This is a genomic window from Cohnella rhizoplanae (assembly GCF_948329515.1).
Classification (GTDB): Bacteria; Bacillota; Bacilli; order Paenibacillales; family Paenibacillaceae; genus Cohnella; species Cohnella rhizoplanae.
In genome coordinates this window covers 534,182-551,806 of the sequence record NZ_CAOJCN010000002.1, presented here as the reverse complement: position 1 = coordinate 551,806, position 17,625 = coordinate 534,182, and the positions used below count along the sequence as shown (strand labels likewise).

The 17,625-nt window shown below is 61.4% G+C and carries 15 protein-coding genes; 1 reads left to right on the top strand and 14 read right to left on the bottom strand.

Annotation, left to right across the window (positions count from 1 at the left end; genetic code table 11):
- Position 1: 1 nt before the first annotated feature.
- From PQG80_RS06580 to liaF, 6 genes are all read right to left on the bottom strand, one after another.
- Complete coding sequence (locus tag PQG80_RS06580; RefSeq protein WP_271750429.1) at positions 2-688, bottom strand: response regulator transcription factor; 687 nt, start codon at positions 686-688, stop codon at positions 2-4.
- Positions 689-774: 86 nt separating this feature from the next.
- Positions 775-2,469, bottom strand: a complete 1,695-nt coding sequence (locus tag PQG80_RS06575; protein WP_271750428.1) for a S1C family serine protease — start codon at positions 2,467-2,469, stop codon at positions 775-777.
- Positions 2,470-2,691: 222 nt separating this feature from the next.
- Positions 2,692-3,105 carry a YugN family protein gene (locus tag PQG80_RS06570; RefSeq protein ID WP_271750427.1) on the bottom strand — a complete coding sequence of 138 codons (414 nt, stop codon included), beginning with the start codon at positions 3,103-3,105 and terminating at the stop codon, positions 2,692-2,694.
- A 61-nt stretch (positions 3,106-3,166) separates the two neighbouring features.
- Complete coding sequence (locus tag PQG80_RS06565) at positions 3,167-3,826, bottom strand: response regulator (protein WP_271750426.1); 660 nt, start codon at positions 3,824-3,826, stop codon at positions 3,167-3,169.
- 24 nt (positions 3,827-3,850) lie between these two features.
- Positions 3,851-4,891 (bottom strand): sensor histidine kinase, encoded by a 1,041-nt coding sequence (locus tag PQG80_RS06560; RefSeq protein ID WP_271750424.1) that lies wholly within the window; start codon positions 4,889-4,891, stop codon positions 3,851-3,853.
- A 6-nt stretch (positions 4,892-4,897) separates the two neighbouring features.
- Positions 4,898-6,112: a cell wall-active antibiotics response protein LiaF gene (gene liaF, locus PQG80_RS06555; RefSeq protein ID WP_271750423.1), complete on the bottom strand. Its 1,215-nt coding sequence runs from the start codon at positions 6,110-6,112 to the stop codon at positions 4,898-4,900.
- 253 nt (positions 6,113-6,365) lie between these two features.
- Here liaF and PQG80_RS06550 point away from each other — a divergent pair, with 253 nt between their 5' ends.
- A complete protein-coding gene (locus PQG80_RS06550) occupies positions 6,366-7,643 on the top strand; it encodes an ammonium transporter (protein WP_271750422.1) in 1,278 nt (425 codons plus the stop codon).
- Between the two features lie 142 nt (positions 7,644-7,785).
- Here the strand turns inward: PQG80_RS06550 and PQG80_RS06545 are convergent, their stop codons facing one another.
- From PQG80_RS06545 to PQG80_RS06510, 8 genes are all read right to left on the bottom strand, one after another.
- Positions 7,786-8,133: a hypothetical protein gene (locus tag PQG80_RS06545; protein ID WP_271750421.1), complete on the bottom strand. Its 348-nt coding sequence runs from the start codon at positions 8,131-8,133 to the stop codon at positions 7,786-7,788.
- 95 nt (positions 8,134-8,228) lie between these two features.
- On the bottom strand, positions 8,229-9,674 hold the full coding sequence (locus PQG80_RS06540) for a methyl-accepting chemotaxis protein (protein ID WP_271750420.1): 1,446 nt from the start codon (positions 9,672-9,674) through the stop codon (positions 8,229-8,231).
- A 134-nt stretch (positions 9,675-9,808) separates the two neighbouring features.
- Positions 9,809-10,342, bottom strand: coding sequence for an RNA polymerase sigma factor (locus PQG80_RS06535; protein WP_271750419.1), 534 nt, complete (start codon positions 10,340-10,342; stop codon positions 9,809-9,811).
- Positions 10,343-10,425: 83 nt separating this feature from the next.
- A complete protein-coding gene (locus tag PQG80_RS06530; RefSeq protein WP_271750418.1) occupies positions 10,426-10,974 on the bottom strand; it encodes a 3D domain-containing protein in 549 nt (182 codons plus the stop codon).
- A gap of 83 nt (positions 10,975-11,057) precedes the next feature.
- On the bottom strand, positions 11,058-12,998 hold the full coding sequence (gene thrS / locus PQG80_RS06525; RefSeq protein ID WP_271750417.1) for a threonine--tRNA ligase: 1,941 nt from the start codon (positions 12,996-12,998) through the stop codon (positions 11,058-11,060).
- A gap of 494 nt (positions 12,999-13,492) precedes the next feature.
- Positions 13,493-14,377, bottom strand: a complete 885-nt coding sequence (locus PQG80_RS06520) for a putative sporulation protein YtxC (protein ID WP_271750416.1) — start codon at positions 14,375-14,377, stop codon at positions 13,493-13,495.
- A 580-nt stretch (positions 14,378-14,957) separates the two neighbouring features.
- The gene (gene mqnC, locus PQG80_RS06515; protein WP_271750415.1) at positions 14,958-16,094 is read right to left on the bottom strand and encodes a cyclic dehypoxanthinyl futalosine synthase; all 1,137 of its coding nucleotides are present in this window, start codon (positions 16,092-16,094) and stop codon (positions 14,958-14,960) included.
- A 113-nt stretch (positions 16,095-16,207) separates the two neighbouring features.
- Positions 16,208-17,590 carry an EAL domain-containing protein gene (locus PQG80_RS06510; protein WP_271750414.1) on the bottom strand — a complete coding sequence of 461 codons (1,383 nt, stop codon included), beginning with the start codon at positions 17,588-17,590 and terminating at the stop codon, positions 16,208-16,210.
- Positions 17,591-17,625: the final 35 nt, after the last annotated feature.

The following is a 17,625-nucleotide window of genomic DNA, read 5'->3' as shown; positions in this document are numbered from 1 at the left end:
GCTAGCTGTCTCCCTTCAGAATGTAGCCTGCTCCCCGCACCGTCTGAATGAGCCGCTTGTCCCCGAATTCCTCCAGCTTCTGGCGCAGCATCGCCACGTACACCTCGAGCACGTTGGACTCTCCGCTATAATCGTAGCCCCAGATTTTATCCATGATCTGGTCTCGCGAGAGGACGCGCTTCGGATTCTGCATGAAGAGGTGGAGCAGATCGAATTCCTTGGCGGTCAGCTCGATCCGGTTGTCGCCGCGGATCGCTTCCCGACCGTCTACGTCGAGCACGAGATCCTCGAAGCGCAGCCTGTTGTTCTCCCCTGCCGGCTCCGGACGGCGGCGCATGAGGGCGCGCACGCGGGCCATGAGCTCCTCGAGCGCGAACGGCTTCACCAGGTAATCGTCAGCCCCCAGATCAAGGCCGCGCACGCGGTCCTGCACGTCGTCCTTGGCCGTCAGCATGAGCACGGGCACGTTGATGCCCGCGGTCCTCAGCCTGCGGCACACCTCCCAGCCGTCGATGCCGGGCATCATGACGTCGAGAATGATCAGGTCCGCGGATTTGTCGGCCACGATGCCGAGGCCTGCCGGACCGCTCGATGCGGTCGATACTTCGTAGCCCTCGAAGGCCAGGCTGCGCCTGAGCAGGGAGGTAATCTTGTCGTCGTCGTCGATTACGAGAATATGAGGTCTCATAGGTTCCTCCGTCTAAAAGAATAGGGCAGTCTCGGCGACTGCCCCGCTAACGCTATTGTAGCAGAAAAGCTTATGGTTGTTGGCGCTTATGGTTGTTGCTGTTGCTGCGGTTGCTGTTCCGTCGATTGATCGGCGAAGTCGCTCTTGTTGCCGATCGTCAGCGTCAGATCGATCTTTTTGCCGTCGCGGTAGACGTTCAGGATCGCCTTGTCGCCCACGGCCTTCTTCTGGATCGCCTCGATCAGCTCTTCCTTCGTCTTGTACGACTTGCCGTCCATGCCGAGGATGACGTCGTACTGTCGCAGGTCCGCCTTGTAAGCCGGCGAGTTATACAGGATGCTGTTCACGAGCGCGCCATCCGTGCTGGACAGTCCCAGCTGGCGGGCGGCCGAGCTGCTGATATCCTGCAGCGTAGCGCCGATGAACGGAGACGGCTTCGCCGGAATCTTGGTGTTGGACTTCAGATTGTCCAGCACTTCGGTGATCGTGCTCGTCGGGATCGCGAACCCGATGCCTTGCGCCTGAGAGCTGACCGCGGTGTTGATGCCGATGACTTCGCCGTTGAGATTAATCAGCGGACCGCCGGAGTTGCCGGGATTGATCGAAGCGTCGGTCTGCAGCAGATGCTCATAGTTCCGCGTGCCGTCCGAATCCTGAATGCTGATCTCGCGTTCGTTGGAGCTCAGCACGCCGACGGTAACGGTGTGGTCGAAGCCGTACGGGTTGCCGATCGCCACGACCCAGTCGCCCATGTTGGCCGATCCGGAATCGCCAAGCTTAAGCGTCGGGAAGTCGGCGCCTTCGATCTTCAGAACCGCGAGGTCCAGATCGTAGCTGGAGCCGAGCAGCTTCGCCGTATACGGTTCCTGATGACCGGTAACGGTAACTTTGATCTGGTCGGCGTCCGCGATGACATGCTGGTTCGTCAGGATATAGCCGGTGGAGTCGAAAATAAAGCCCGAACCCATGCCCGACTCCTGCAGCGAACCGCTGCCGTCCGTGCCGCCGCCGCTACCGTTTCCGCTGCCGCCTCCATTGCCGCCGGAGCCGTCTCCGTACTCGTCGCCGAAGAACTGGCGGAACAGCGGATTTTCGTCGAACCAGTTGCCCGTGCCGCCCCCGCCGCCACTCGACGCCGATACGAAAGTCTCGATTTTGACGACCGCCGGGCTTGCTTGCTCGAAGATTTTCGCAATGTTGTTCGGCCGCACCACGTCCGACACGTTGGCGACCGTCTTGGCGCCGCCGTTGTCGCTCGCGGACGCAACCGCCGCGGAGGCGGGCGCCGCCGCCTGGGTGCTGAACCAATCGCCGCGGTCGGCCGCGAACATCAGTCCGCCTACGACGACCACGCCCGCCATGAACGACGCGAAGATCGCGCGTACCGAGGACTTGCGGGGCGGCTTGGATGCCTCCCAGTTCCTGCCGCTGCCCGAGACGGTGAACGGCCGGTACTCCCTGTCCGCGGGCTGAACGGCCGGCGTCGCGGGACGCTGCGCCTCCGCGCCCTCGTACGCCGATCCGTAGGCGGAGCTGCGCTCCCGGTCCGTTCCGAACGGGCCGTACGTGAAGCGGGTCTCCTCTCTCGGCGGCAGGTAGCCCGAATCCGGCGTATCCGACGCGGAGGCCGTCTCGCCCGCCGATCCGTCGCGTTCGGCCGCGGAGCCCGAGTACCCGAATTCCGGGCCCTTCGTCGTTTGCGTTTCGCCCTTCTCTTCGCGCTCATTGCCGTATCGGAACCCGAAGAGATTGTCTTCCGGCTTTTTGTTCTGATCGTCCATGTCCGATTCCTCCCATGTCCTCGCCGGCGGTTCCCGGCCGGTCGTTGTTGTTCTTCTTGTTACCATCTTCGCCTACTTACCTTAAAACAATCTTAAAGTGAACTGAATCAAAACTAAAAAGTCAAAAAATGAGAAACGCCCCCCGTATCGCCGGAGGGCGGACGTAATATCTCGGGGCGATCGCCGCTGCTTCTAATTAGGACACAAAGACGGGCTCGCGAATTAGTTGGCGAACCGCTGCTCCGCTTGTTCCAACAGTCTTTTGGCTTCGCGAATCCATGTATCCTCGATCGCGGCATCCGGGTTCTCCGGCGCGGCGAACTGGTCGAAAAAACCGCCGAACGTCCGGGGCTGCGCATCCTGATCCAGCCCGTCTTCGTACTCGTGCTTCAATACGTAGGGCTGTCCGAACCGAATGACGGCATCGGTCTTTTCAGCCTCCGCGTCAAGTTCGCCGCGCTCAACCTCGAAAGGCAGCCGCAACCATACTTTGTGCGCCTGGTCGAGCGCGCGGTCGAGGGATCCCGTCTTGTATTCCCAGTTGCCTCCCAGGCTGAAGCCCAAATCGTCCAGGCCTTCCTGCGCCTGAACGTACGGGACTTGGGTGGAGGTGAGGCTCGAAGACAGCAATTGCATGGAAATTCCGCCTTTTTAGCCATAGAATGCCCGATCGCGCCGCACGCTAAACCTCCCCGCGTTAAGCCTTCGCCCAGCCTTTACGATGCGCAAAGATGGCTAGCTGCGTCCGGTCCTCGAGCTCGCACTTCATCAATAGGTTGCTGACATGCGTCTTGACGGTTTTGATGCTGATATGCAGCTCGTCGCCGATCTCCTTGTTCGACTTTCCCTCCGCGATGAGCAGCAGCACTTCTCGCTCGCGCTCGGTCAAGCCTTCGTCTTCATCCTGCGTCATGCGCCGGCGGAGTCCGCGCGTCAGCGCCTGAGAGACGTCGCCGCTCATGACCGGCATTCCTCGGAGCGCGCCCTGCATCGCATAGACGAGCTCGTCCGCGGACACCGTCTTCAGCACATAGCTTACGGCGCCGGCCTCGATCGCCGACACGATCTTGTCATCTTCAAGGAAGCTCGTCAAAATGACGATCCGCACGTTCGGGTACTTGGCCAGCATCGCGCGGGTCGAATCCACCCCGTCCATGCCGGGCATCATGAGATCCATCAGTACGAGCTGGGGCACGCGCCCGCCGTATGCGCCCGCATCCAGACGGTCGATCGCCTCCTGCCCGCCCGCAGCCTCTCCGATGACCTCGAAGCGGTCGTCCAGCATCAGATAGGTGCGGATGCCCGCCCTCACCATCTCGTGGTCGTCCACGATCAGCACGCCGCACGGGCTTTGCATTGCGTTTACTCCGGTCATTAGCGCTTAACCCCTTCCGTTTCCTTCGACCGCCTGGGCGAACTTGGGCAGTCCGACCTTAATCCGCGTTCCCGAACCGGGCTTGGTCGCGATCTCGACGTCCCCCCCGAGCTGGATCGCCCGCTCGCGCATCGTGCTCAGGCCGTATGAGCCCGCCTTAACCTGATCCGCGCTGAAGCCTTCCCCGTCGTCGTCGATCGACAGCAGCACCTGCCTGTCCGTCTCGCCCAGCACCAGCCGGACTTCGTCCGCGCCCGAGTGCTTCATTACGTTGGCCATCGCTTCTTGAATGATGAGAAAAAGCTGATGCTCCATGGCCGGCGGCAGGGCCGCGGACACACGGACGTCCAGGGTCCCTTGCATGCCGTTCTGCCGGCAATAATCCGGGAACCAGCGGTCCAGCGCTTCCGGCAGCGTCGTCCCCTGCAGCTCGAGCGGCCGCAATTGCGCGATCAGACCGCGCATCTGGCGCTGCGCGGCTTTGGACATCTCGATGAGCTGCTGCATGACGCGCCCGGCATGCTCCGGGTTTTTCTCGATCAAGGCCGGCAGCGCGGACGCGCTCATATGGATCGCGAACAGCTGCTGGCTGACCGTATCGTGCAGGTCCCTCGCCAGCCTGCGTCGCTCCTCCAGCACCGCCTCCTCCACGGTGGCCGCCTTGCCCATCACTTCCTTCTCGCCGAGCTGCTGGAGCAGGCGGAGCCGCTCCGACAGCCCTTGCTGCAGCCGGTTGAATTCCCGGTACGATCCAGCGAAGGCGTCGGTCCTATCCTCCGGCAGCCGGGCTTCCCAGTTGCCTGCGGCCGACTGCTTGAGCGCTTCCTGCAATGCGTCGATTCGGCTCTGGTACCTTCTGCCGCGGAAGTAGGCGCTGACGATGCGCACGGCGATGAGCAGCGGGATCAGCCGATAGATCGCCGGCCCCGCCGGCAGCGCCTCGATATGAGGCCGCCACAGACCGTAGATGACGGCCAGCACGATACCGCCGGACAGCGCGGCATAGAAGGCCCATTCCCATTTAATATTGCGTAACAACTTCGGCACCGGAGGTCAACCTACCTTCGTCACGCGCACGTCGCCAATAAAGCAGCTGACGATGAGCACGACTTGTTTGTCCGTATCCTGGAAGCCCGGCGTCTCCGCGGACATCTGGTTGAATACCCCGCCCCGCTTTTGTTCGAGCACCTTCACGTCCCCGATCAGACAGCTCGAGACGACGCGGATGCCGACGCTGTGGTCGCCCGGCACATAAGCCTTGACGTCCCCGATGAAGGCGGAGACATAGATGCGCGTCTCGCCGACGGGGATATGCGCCCGCGTCAGGTCGATCGTCGTGTCGCCTATAAAATGAGAAATGCTCATCGGCTGCAGTTCCCACATCTCTTGACCGATGTGCACGTCGCCGATGAACCGGCTGTGATCGATTCGCGATCCCCGCATCGAATGTCCAGGCGGGCGGTGATAATCCTTCCATAGACGTTCGGACTCGCTGCCGCCATCGTAACCGTGGTCATGCCCCCGTCGCGCGTGGCGCTCACGCGTTCTCGCATGAAGCTTTTCATGGCGCTCCTGATGCTTGGCGTGAATCCGTTCAGCCCGCTCCTGCATGCGCTCGTGCACGCGGCCCAGACGCTCCTGCCGTCGCTCCAAGCGCTGCTGCAGCCGATCCTTCGGGTCCCATCCCCAGTCCTGTCCGTTCGCCGCTCGGGGATCCCGCGTCCGATTGGCGTCCTGGTCCCTTCCGTTAGCGGACATGGCCGGCGGACCGTCGCCGGATGGAGCCTCGTCCGTAAATGCGTTCGGACTGTCGTACGGCGCCGGCGGCGGGGGAGGGGGCGGCGGCAAGGCCGAATCGAAAGTCTCGGGCGCCGGCGGCGGCGTTACCTGATTCCATCCGCTATCCTCCCATTTTTTCTTCGGAGCGCCGCATCCGCTTCCTCTGAACACCATGTTCAAGCCCGCCACGATGAACGCCGCCGGGATCGCGAACCGGATGAGATCTCCGATCTCCCATGTCAGCCAGCCCAGGTTCCGTCCGAGGAAGAAGATGCCGAACAGCACGACGACCGAATTCCAGCCGATGCCGTTCCTCCGCTGCAGGAGCAAGCCCTGGATGCCGAAAAAGATCATGAAAACGGGCCAATAAGTCGAGAAAAGATAGCCGATATCGACCTCGATGACGCCGCTCTGGTTCAGTAAAAATACCAGGCCGCCTCCGATTAAAATAAATCCCCAAAAGATGCGGTGTAGCACCGACTGCTGCATAGGGGTTCCTCCGTTGTGTGCTCTAATGTTCTAACTGGTTTCATTATAAAGGAAAGTGTTGCCGCCGCCATAGCGGCGCGGGAAGGAACTTCGCTCGGTCTAGAGACTGAGGCCGCTCCCAGCCCTTTTTATTATGTCATTTATTATCACACGTTTCGTTGACATATATGACTTAACGCTATATAATTTGGTCGTAATTTCGTTTGATTTGGTGTTATACCCTATAAAATCGATTCGCTCTGGGGGAACAAAGATGACGTTGGAAGCGCTGTCCAGCGGCGTCGACACGATCTGGGTCGTGTTGACCGCCGCGATGATCTTACTGATGGAGGGCGGATTCGCGCTGCTTGAGGCAGGCTTCGTCCGGCAGAAAAACGCGGTAAGCATTATTATGAAGGTATTCGTCGACATCTCGTTCGGCGCCCTCCTGTTTTATGTGGTCGGCTTCGCGCTCATGTACGGCAAGGACGCCGGCGGCTTAATCGGCTGGTCCGGCTTCTTGATGAACGGTGACCTGTCCCACTTAAGCCTTAACATTTCAGTCGACACCTTCTGGCTGTTCCAATGCGCCTTCGTCATCGCCGTCATCTCGATCGTGTCCGGCGCCGTGGCCGAACGCATTCATTTCCGAGCCTACATCGTTTACACGATCATCATGACAGGCCTTATCTATCCGATATCCGGACACTGGATCTGGTCGGCCAGCGGCTGGCTCGCGAAGCTCGGCATGATCGACTTCGCCGGCTCCGCGGCCATCCACGCGCTCGGCGGGTTCGCCGCGTTGGCCGCGGCCTTGTTCCTCGGGCCGCGCATCGGCAGATTCGGCGAAGACGGCCGCACCAACATCGTCCCGCCGTCCAATCTCCCCCTGGCCTCCGTAGGCGCCTTCATCCTCTGGTTCGGCTGGTTCGGCTTCAATTCGGGGAGCACGCTCAGCGCCACCAACCCCAACATCGGACACATCGCGGTCACGACGATGCTCGCTTCGGCCGCCGGCTGCGCCGCCTGCATCCTGTTCACCATCCTGCGATATCAAAAAGCGGATCCGCCTACCGTCATTAACGGCGCGCTCGCGGGCCTCGTCGGCATCACCGCCGGATGCGCCTTCGTGTCGGACGGGGCCGCCATCCTCATCGGAGCGGTCAGCGGCATCGCGATGGTGCTGGCGACAGAGTGGCTCGAGGCGCGCCGCGTCGACGACCCGGTCGGCGCCTTCGCCGTGCACGGCGTGTGCGGCAGCCTGGGCACGCTCGCGGTCGGATTGTTCGCGACGCCCGACTTGGCCGCGAACGCCGGATTGTTCTACGGCGGCGGCTGGCGGCTCCTCGGGGTACAGGCGCTCGGCCTGGCCGTCGTCGCCGTCTGGGGTTTCGCGCTCACCTGGGGCTCCCTCAAGCTCATCAAGGCATGGCGGCCCGTGCGCGTATCCCGCGACGAAGAGCTCGTCGGTCTCGACGTCGGCATTCACGGCGTGCCCGCATACAGCCAAGAGCACGACTTTCTCGATATCGAGCGGCTGAGACGCGAATAGCCGTCTTGGGCTCGTCCGCTATCCAGCTTCGCCATCCGATCGGGGACGGCGAAGCTTTTTATTTTAGCTCATAAAAAAGAAGCTTCTCCGGCAAGACGCGGACGTCTCCGGAAAAGCTTCCTTCCACACATGCAGGATTCGGTTATCCCTGATCTTCTATGGTCTCGCCGTTCTGCTTCATCGTCTCGTAGCGCGCGATCTCCTCGCGCAGGTGCCTGGCCTTCTCGAGCGGCTTCTTGACATAATGAATATATTCGACGGCAGCATGATGATCCGGCTTCTTGCCGCTCAGAAACTTGCGCAGCGTCGACATGGTCCGGTAAGCCTGCTCTTCCTTCTGAATCCTGCGCTCGTAGCGCTGGACCATCTGTTCGATCTCGGCAACTTCCTCAAGCCGCTTCTCGATGAGCGCATCCAGGAGCGAATGGACCTCCGCATGCCTCGCCGGCACGCCGGAAGCGGATATGGTTTGCACGATCGGCTTCGTCATGAAATATCACCTGTCTATTCTTGTGAAGATTCATCACACGTAAGCCAATTGTACCGGAATTCCTCCCATATGAGAACACTTATGTCAGCTATTTTTTAGGAAGAGATCACAATGTCTATCCCGATAACGCCGATTGGCTTGCCTTCGGTCCCCGGCAGCGGCATCGATACCGTCACGCAGGGCTTTTTCGTAATCGCGGATAAATAAACCTCGGATACGAACATATCGCCTTCCATCGCTTTTTTCCACCAATCCCGGCTGCGCGCATTGAGCAAGCCTGCGACCGGCTCGGAAAAGATAAACGATCCGTCGGCCCGATTGGACCAAATCGCCTCCACGCCGGCCGTATTCGCCAGCCATCCGGACAAGACTTTGCGGTGAATGTCTTCCTCCAGCCCGACGAGCGCCGGATCCGCCGCCATGGTCTCGAGAAATTGCATCCAGCGCTCTTTCTCCGCGAGCCCCGTGTCCGACCACACCCTCCCGCCGGCCTGCTGGACCGCCCCGATCAGCTCGTCCGCGGCCGCCTTAAGCCCGGTGGATACTCTGCCGAGCTTGGCTGTCTCCTCGCGCTGCTTCACATTCTGCGCGAGCGTGTCGTCGATGCTCGCCATCATCAGATTGACCGCGTCGACGACGTCCTTGAGCATCGCGTTGGCCACGGTCGTCCGATCGGCCTGCTCGACGGCGGCGCCCAGCGTTTGCCCGACCTGCCCGTCCACCTTCACGATATGATTGTAGATCGCGTCCATCCGGTCCCGGTTCACCTTCATCTCGGCCAGACCGCGCGCGACCGACTGCTTCTCCTCCGCGACGGACGCCACGACCTGGCGGATGCCCGCCTCGATGTCGCGCACGATGCCCGTGGATTGCTTGACCGCGACGCCGCTCTGCTCGGCGAGCTTGCGGATCTCCTGGGCCACCACGGTAAACCCGCTGCCGTATTCGCCGGCGTGCGCGGCCTCGATCGCCGCGTTCAAGGCCAGCAGGGACGTCTGCGAGACAATCTCCTGTATAAGCTCGTTCATCTGCGTAATCTTCGAGGCCTGGGCGATCAGTCCGCTCACGCGTTCCTCCATCGTCCCGTGATGGACGGCGAGATCGTTCATGACTTCGTCGGTCTGCAGCATCGACTTGCACACGTCGATGACGACGTCTCTCGCCTCCTTGCTCTGCCGGCTCATGCCCTCGGAGGTGGCACGAATCTCCTCGGATGCCGCCGCTACCTCCTGCAGCGCGGAAAACGCCTCGTCCAGCCGGCCTGCCGCGAGCCGGCTCTGCTGCCGCAGCCGGTCCTCCTGCACGGCCGACCGGTCTGCGATCGCCTCGAGCTGCCCGACGCTCGAGTCTACCTCGTCCACCGCGGCCTGGAGCCGGTCGGAGATGACGACCGCTTCGCCGACCATCGTCCTCAGCTTGTCCTGCTCCGCCAGGGCAACCGCGCCTGTCTGCGTCGCAGCTTCGGACGCGGCCCCGGCTTCCTTTCGCATGGCTCGGGTCCCGTCCGTCCGCTTATTGATCCATTTCCGCCATCCGGCCATGCGAACCGCCCCCGACTGCCGTCGACATCTTCTACCGCCGATCGACAAGAATGTTATATTTTCTAACATTATATCCGTCCCCCGGGCAAAATAAAAGAGGAACCTCTCGGTTCCTCGCGCTTGTATGCGATTCGCTATAAGTCCATGGCCCCAGTGCCTCCGGACTCGGCCTTCAGCCTGGCCTTGCCGCGGTGTATGCGGGCCTTGATGGTACCGACCGGCACCTGCAGCGCCGCCGCGATCTCGTCGTCCTTGAATCCGTAGTAAAACTTGTAGAGCAGCAGCGTACGCGTAGCCGGCTCCAGCCGTCCCAGAATGTCGGACAGCTCCGCGATGACCTCCGGCTCGTTCAGCCGCATGGCGCCGGACTCGCCCGCATAGGAGTCGCTGAGCTCGCTGACGGGCTTGACGCGCCTTGCCCGATTGGCGTTGAGCGCCAGATTGGCGGCGATCGTCTTCGCCCATGGGATGATCTTGTTGCTCTCCCGGAGCGTGTCGCGCTTCTCCAAGATACGTACCCATGCTTCCTGGACCACGTCGATCGCGTCGCTCTTGTGATGAAGCCTGTGACGGGCCACCCGCAGCATCTCTCGATACAGCTCGTTCAGAAGTTCATCCTCGATAGCGGATTGTTCGCGACTTCCGATGTCTCCGCGGGAGTTCGTCATGCCTTAATGTCACTCCTTAGGCCTTTTGATCCTCATCTCCTTCATTTTAACATATGGATACCGATCGTAATATCATAATTATACTAAGAATCGAATTTTTTGTCGGACAAGTCCTGACCCGCCACGGCGACCTCGTTCATCGCGTCGAGCATCGTCTCCGTGACCCTGCCGCTGCCTCGTTTGATGACTTTGACCTCGACCTGTTTTTTACCCCATTCCTTAAAAACCTGCCGCGTGGAGGGGAAATAAAGATCGATGCGCCTGCCTTTGATTCGCGATCCGGTATCCGCCACGCACCCGTAGCCGTAACCCGGAATATACAGCAGCGTGCCGAGCGGGAATACGCGCGTGTCGGCCGCGATCGTCGATACTTTGCTGCGCCTGACTTTGACTCCGGAAAAGGTAACCCCGTACTGCGGGTGCCCGGGGCGTTTGCCCGTCGACTCCACGCCGGCGGTGTAGCCGGTCGCCAGGACGCTTACGGTCGAGGTATCGGCATCCGCCACATCTTCTGCCGCGTCTGTCGTTACCGCCGCCGCATCCGCGGGGCCGCACGGGACGACGGACGCGGACAATACGGCAGCCACGACAAGCGCGGTCAGGTTCGATCTGATAAAAAAGCTTGCGGGCATCGGTAGCATTCCTCCTAGAGGGAGAATGTCCAAAGCCCGCAAGCTTTATGCGCAATGCCTTATACCTTAATGCCTCGCGCCTGTCAGTCTATGCGCTTGCTGTCGATATCTCCCCTGATCCGCGCGATGAAGGCGTCGATCGGCTCCGCGCCGATATCGCCTTCGCCGCGACGGCGGACGGACACCGTGCCTGCCGCGGATTCATTCTCTCCCACGACGAGCATGTACGGCACCTTCTCCAGCTGCGCTTCGCGGATCTTGTAGCCGAGCTTCTCGTTGCGCAGATCCGCCACGACGCGGACGCCGGCTTCGCGAATCTTGTCCTCGAGCTCGCGCGCGTAACCCTCGAACGCCTGGCTGACCGGCAGGATCTTGGCCTGCACCGGGCACAGCCACACCGGCAGCGCGCCGGCGAAGTTCTCCAGCAGGAACGCGGTCATCCGCTCCATCGTGCTGATGATGCCGCGGTGAATGACGACCGGGCGATGCTTTTTGCCGTCGTCGCCGACGTACTCGAGCTCGAAGCGCTCGGGCAGGAGAACGTCGATCTGGGCGGTCGAGAGCGTCTCTTCCTTGCCGAGCGCCGTCTTCACCTGTACGTCCAGCTTAGGCCCGTAGAACGCGGCTTCGCCTTCGGCCTCGAAGTACGGAAGGCCGAGCTCTTCGACGACCTCGCGCAGCATGCGCTGAGTGGTCTCCCACATGTGATCGTCGGGCCAATACTTTTCCTTGTCCGCCGGGTCGCGGTAGGACAGGCGGAAGCGGTACTCCTTGAGCCCGAAATCCTCGTACACGCGCTGGATGAGCTGCACGACGCGCTTGAACTCCTCCTTGATCTGGTCAAGGCGGCAGAAGATATGCGAGTCGTTGAGCGTCATGGCCCGCACGCGGTGCAGGCCGGTCAGCGCGCCCGACATCTCGTAGCGGTGCATCGTGCCGAGCTCGGCGATCCGGATCGGCAGGTCGCGGTAGCTGCGCATCTCGCTCTTGTATACCATCATGTGGTGCGGGCAGTTCATGGGACGAAGCACGAGCTCTTCGTTGTCCATCTGCATCGGCGGGAACATGTCTTCCTGGTAGTGCTCCCAGTGACCGGAGATCTTGTACAGCTCGACGTTCGCCAGTACCGGCGTGTATACGTGCTGGTAGCCGAGCTTCTCCTCGAGGTCGACGATGTAGCGCTCGAGCATCTGGCGGACCTTCGCCCCGTTCGGCAGCCACAGCGGCAGACCTTGCCCGACCTCGCGCGAGAAGGTGAACATGCCGAGCTCCTTGCCGAGCTTGCGGTGGTCGCGCTTCTTGGCTTCCTCGAGGAAATGCAAATGCTCGTCGAGCTGCGCCTTCTTCGCGAAGGCGGTGCCGTAAATGCGCTGCAGCATCTTGTTCTTGCTGTCGCCGCGCCAGTAAGCGCCCGCTACGCTCAGCAGCTTAAACGACTTGATGCGCCCGGTCGACGGCAGGTGTGGTCCGCGGCAAAGGTCAAAAAACTCGCCTTGGTCGTAGATCGTAATCTCCGCTTCCTCGGGCAGCCCGTCGATGAGATCCAGCTTCAGCGGATCGCCCAGCTCCGTATAGATGCGTAGCGCTTCCTCCCGGCTGACGACGCGCCGTACGATCGGCAGATCCTCCTTGACGAGCTTCTCCATCTCGGCTTCGATCTTCGCCAGATCGTCGGGCGTGATCGACTGCTCCATGTCGATATCGTAATAGAAGCCGTCCTCGATCACCGGACCGATGCCCAGCTTCACTGCGGTATCGCCATAGAGCCGCTTGATCGCCTGGGCCATCAAATGCGCGGTGCTGTGCCGCATGACTTCGAGCCCTTCGGCGGAATCCAGCGTCACGATCTCGACCTTGGCGTCCTGCGCCAGCTCGGCGTTCAGATCGACGACTTTGCCGTTCAGTTTGCCGGCTACGGCGTTTTTCTTCAGTCCCGGGCTGATCGAGCCCGCGACGTCACCGATGTTGGAGCCGTCCTCGTATTCGCGGACCGCTCCGTCGGGCAGCTTGATCTGTACAGTCATTGCGTTGGCCTCCTTGGCAGCATGGAATATGTGTTGGGGACAAAGCAACGCAAAAAAGCGCCCGTCCCCGGAAAGGGACGAGCGCCGTGATTGGCGTCCGTGGTTCCACCCTCGTTCAACCGCAGCGCCGTCCGCGTATGCGGATCGCTGGCGATTCTCTAGGCATGAGTAACGGTCATGACCCGGCAGGACTTAATGGCGAAGCGGCGTCCGTCGGGTCGCAATGTCTCGATGCAAAAATGCGATGACGGGGTGACGCGCGAATCGCGTTCGGCCCTGCGGCTCGAAAGGGGTCGACGCTTGCCGTTGCCGGAAGGAACTTGCAGCCTGGGTTCCTCTCTCTGGGCCGTCCGTTGCAGCGCCGCTGTCTTTCTCGCAGCCGATAAGTTGCATTATACCCGCATCCAACCGCGTCCGTCAAGACGCGTAAGCGGCATAAGGGCGCGGTTCACGGAGGTCGGGGCCGGATCGTCGAGCGGATTGAGTGCGCCAGTCTAACGCAGCGACGGATGGTCGCATATCGCCGCCCGTTCGCCGAAAATCCCCATCAGCGTACGAACCACCTGCGCATCCGGTTCGTCCGTGTGAATGTACAACTTGCGCGGACTTGCCGCCAGCAGCCGCGTGACCAGCAAGCTCTCGCGGTCCTGCTGGTCGGCCGCCGCCTGCAGCATCGGCTCGGCGACCGGTTCGTCCTGAAGCGGCCGCATCTTCTCGTCGAGCAGCGTTGGCCCCTGGCCGGCGCCATGCAATACATGGATGGCGGGAAGCCCCGTCTCCTGACCTTTGACCATAGACTGCAGCAGCCGCATGAACTCCTGGTACTGCCGGTCCATAAGCATCTCCTCGATCGCCGTCTCCGCCGCTTCCCGAAGCTCGTCTGCATAGTCGCGCATTCTGAAGCGGACGTACCCGTCCAGATGCACCGAGCCGTGCCGCCACAGATACTCGCCCAGCTTCATCCCCATCTGGACCTGCCTGCGCCTTCTTCCCTCGCCTCCATCGGCCTGCGCACCGAACGCCTCTCCTCCGCTAGGCAGCTCGCCGTTCAGCAGGACGACCGCTTCCCGCACGCCCGTCTTGATCTCCTTGGGATCCCGCGTTCCCAGCCTGCGTTGCATGATCTTCTCGAGGGCCTGCGGCTCCTTGACCGCCAGCATGAACTCGGCCAGCACCATGCCCGTCTTGTCGCAAAACTCCCTGCGTCCCGCGGAGATATCAAGCCGGCAAGCGATGGCGTCGCCGCGGTCCGCGAGCTGCCACGGACCTTGTCCCGCGCTGTCGGCCAGCCCCTCGAACGCGTCGTTCATCATGCGTTGCAGCCTGCTTCGCGTCTCCAGGTTCCCGTACAACCTGACCGTCCACTGCTCCCTGTCCATCGTCTCACCCCCGGCTTCCTGTTCTTAAGCTATATGGTGACCGGATTCGGGATATACGATCGCTTGCGGCGAGTGGTATATTTTATTAATTCGGGACTGGGAAAATGCGGCTGCGGCGCAGGGTGCGGGGAGGGTGGAGGTGGCCTGCACTAGAGGAGGCGAAGGGGCGCTCGGGTGCGCGCGTTGGCTATCGCTTTCACTACAAGAGGCGATGGGGCGATCGGGTGCGCGCGTTGGCTATCGCTTTCACTACAAGAGGCGATGGGGCGCTACAGCGCGCGGGTTGGTCAATCGCCTTCACTACAAGAGGCGATTGAGCGATCGGGTGCGCGAATTGGGCGATCGCTTTCACTACAAGAGGCGATGGGGCAATAAAGCGCCCCGACCGGGCGATCGCCTTCACTACAAGAGGCGATGGAGCGCAATAGCGCGCGGGTTGGTCAATCGCCTTTGCTAGAAAAAGGACCATAAAACTCGAATGACGAGCCAACTCACACCCTCTTGTAGTGTGAATGCCCGTCATTCGCGCCATGATATATTTACTGCAATTAAGCAGCAGCCTTCAAAAAGTACGAAAAAATTAGTTCTGCATAATAAAGTCCCGCGCCACGCTCTCGTCCTCGTTGTACACCTTCAGAATCTCGTAGCGCGTATTGCGCTGCGCCGGGATCTTGCCCGCCTCGCGGATCAGCTTAAGGATGAGCTCGATGTTGACTTTGTGCGTGGTCCCGGCCGCCGAGACGACGTTCTCTTCCATCATCGTGCTGCCGAAGTCGTTGCATCCGTAAGTCAGCGACAGCTTGCCGATCTCCGGTCCCATGGTCACCCAGGACGACTGGAAGTTGTCGATGTTGTCCAGCGCGATGCGGCTGATCGCCAGCGTCTTAAGGTACTCTTCCGGCGACGCCTTCTCGCGCTTCATATTCGTATTGTCCGGCTGGAACGTCCACGGGATAAACGCCAGGAATCCCTTGGACGGGTAGCCGTTCGTGAGGCACTCGTCCTGCGCCTCGCGCACGCGCAGCAGATGCAGCGCCCGCTCCTCCATCGATTCGCCGAAGCCGATGACCATCGTGGCGGTCGTGTTCATGCCGATCTTGTGGGCGGTCGTCATGACGTCCATCCAGTCGCGCCAAGTGCCCTTGAGCCGGCTGATTTTCCTGCGCGTGCGATCGTCGAGTATCTCCGCTCCGCCGCCGGGCAGCGAGTCGAGTCCAGCCTCGTGAATCTGCCGGATGACTTCCTCAAGCGAGAGACCGTCCGATACGTCCTTCATCTTGTGAATCTCCGCGGGGGAGAAGGAGTGCATCGTAATATCGGGAAAACGCGCCTTGATCTTGCGCAGCAGATCCAGATAGTAGCCGAACTTCAGGTTCGGATTGGTGCCGCCTTGCATCAGAATCTCGGTGCCGCCGACGTCGACGGTCTCCTGAATTTTCTGCAGGATCAATTCGTCCGGCAGCACGTAGCCCTCATTGGAGCCCGGTGCGCGGTAGAACGCGCAAAACCGGCAGTATACGTCACAAATATTCGTATAATTCACGTTGCGGCCGACCACGAACGTCGTGATCGGTTCCGGATGGCGGCGCAGCATGAGCTCGTTCGCGGCCGCTCCCATCTTCTCGATCTCTTCCGACTCGAACAGCCTGACGACATCTTCCAATTCCAAGCGCTGGCCTTGCAGCGCGCGTGATAGTATTCCATCTACCGCACTCATCGTTCAAGCCTCCTTCACTATGCCCTTATTCTAACGCTGTTCTACGTCCTTGTCATGCATTTCTTTGTGAAATAAATCACGATTCGAAGCGAAGAAAAAGGCGCTTCCCTTAATCAGGAAGCAACCAAGCCGCGCCGAATCTGAATCCGTTCCTTCATCTCTTCGAAAATGCCGCGCTCGTGCTCGTGCATCAACGGGTTCGGCCGCGCAAAGTAATAGCCTTGGCCCATGCCGACGTCCAAGCGGAACAGCACGTCCGCCTCTTCCTCGCGCTCGACGCCCTCGGCCACGACCTCGCAGCTCATCTCGCCGGCGGCGGTCACGATCGCGCGCAGCAAGCTCTCCTTGACCTTGAACCGGTCCACGAACTGGATGACCGAGCGGTCGATCTTGATGAGCTCGGGCGTGAGCTCGCCGATCCACTGCAGGCTCGAGTACCCCGAGCCGGCGTCGTCGATCGCGAAGCGGTACCCCTTCTCCCTGAACCGGCCGAGGATCTCGGACATGCCCGCAAGATCGTGTATCTCGTGGCGCTCCGTGATCTCCAGCACGATCTGACGCGCGGATAACGCGGGATGCCGCTCCAGGCACTGCTCCAGATGCGCCATGAACAGCGGATGGGCGAGCGTCACCGGCGTGACGTTGAGGAAAACAGGCTCGCAGATGCGCCTGCTGGCGATCTCGTCCAGGGCATGACGCACGACGATGAATTCGAGCTTGCTCAGCAGCTTGCTCTGCCCCGCGAAGCGGAACAGCTCGTCCGGCATGTGGAACACGCTCGCCGCCGGTCCCCGCGTCAGAATCTCCCACCCGTACACGTCGCCGCTTCTGAGGTTCATGATCGGCTGCGCCAGCACGGAAATCCGGCCTTCGGCCAGAATCTCGTCCAGCTGCCTGCGGGCTTCGATGACCTGCGGCGTGACCGCTCCCGTGGCGAGAGCGAGCGCGAAGTCGAACGTCTCCTTCAGAACTTCGGCAGCATCCGCGCGGTTCCCCCAGGAAGCCGCCGATACCGGGACGTACGTCCCCGTCAGCTGCCGCCGCTCGGCTGCCTCGGGCAGCACCGTCGCGGTGCCGCCCTCGAACGCGTGCCGGAGCAGCTCCAGCCTGCGGAACAGCGCCGCGGGCACGAACGATTCGTCCGGATCGTGCGGCGCGCTGACCAGCACGGCATAGTCCTGCGCGCCGAACTGATCCATGCCGATCAATTCGCCGGCGCCGAACTGCTCCCGCGCGAGCGCGGCGAGCTGCCGCCTGCTGGCGGCCGACAGCCGCCGATCGTCCTCGCGGCTGTCCGGGTCCTGCTCGTGGACGGTCTTGCTATCCCAGCGATACAAAGCTAAAAAGCAGGCTTCCCCGCGGTCGAGACGACGCCGCAGGAGAGACAGAATCGGCCGACGGATCGTAAAGTCCGGCGGGAAGGCATTCAACCGGCTGTCCGGAAGAAAAACCTTGGCAATCGTCTTCAATCTCTCGAGCAGCACTGTCGCGGTCAACGGTCCTCGCCTGCCTTGTCGTATCGAATGTGTCG

Bases quoted from the DNA above. Each gene is read 5' to 3' on its own strand.
- PQG80_RS06550 (WP_271750422.1), top strand. From the start codon at position 6,366: ATGACGTTGGAAGCGCTGTCCAGCGGCGTCGACACGATCTGGGTCGTG.
- PQG80_RS06540 (WP_271750420.1), bottom strand. From the start codon at position 9,674: ATGGCCGGATGGCGGAAATGGATCAATAAGCGGACGGACGGGACCCGA.
- PQG80_RS06545 (WP_271750421.1), bottom strand. From the start codon at position 8,133: ATGACGAAGCCGATCGTGCAAACCATATCCGCTTCCGGCGTGCCGGCG.
- PQG80_RS06580 (WP_271750429.1), bottom strand. From the start codon at position 688: ATGAGACCTCATATTCTCGTAATCGACGACGACGACAAGATTACCTCC.
- PQG80_RS06535 (WP_271750419.1), bottom strand. From the start codon at position 10,342: ATGACGAACTCCCGCGGAGACATCGGAAGTCGCGAACAATCCGCTATC.
- PQG80_RS06565 (WP_271750426.1), bottom strand. From the start codon at position 3,826: ATGCAAAGCCCGTGCGGCGTGCTGATCGTGGACGACCACGAGATGGTG.
- PQG80_RS06520 (WP_271750416.1), bottom strand. From the start codon at position 14,377: ATGGACAGGGAGCAGTGGACGGTCAGGTTGTACGGGAACCTGGAGACG.
- PQG80_RS06530 (WP_271750418.1), bottom strand. From the start codon at position 10,974: ATGCCCGCAAGCTTTTTTATCAGATCGAACCTGACCGCGCTTGTCGTG.
- liaF (WP_271750423.1), bottom strand. From the start codon at position 6,112: ATGCAGCAGTCGGTGCTACACCGCATCTTTTGGGGATTTATTTTAATC.
- mqnC (WP_271750415.1), bottom strand. From the start codon at position 16,094: ATGAGTGCGGTAGATGGAATACTATCACGCGCGCTGCAAGGCCAGCGC.
- PQG80_RS06575 (WP_271750428.1), bottom strand. From the start codon at position 2,469: ATGGACGATCAGAACAAAAAGCCGGAAGACAATCTCTTCGGGTTCCGA.
- PQG80_RS06570 (WP_271750427.1), bottom strand. From the start codon at position 3,105: ATGCAATTGCTGTCTTCGAGCCTCACCTCCACCCAAGTCCCGTACGTT.
- thrS (WP_271750417.1), bottom strand. From the start codon at position 12,998: ATGACTGTACAGATCAAGCTGCCCGACGGAGCGGTCCGCGAATACGAG.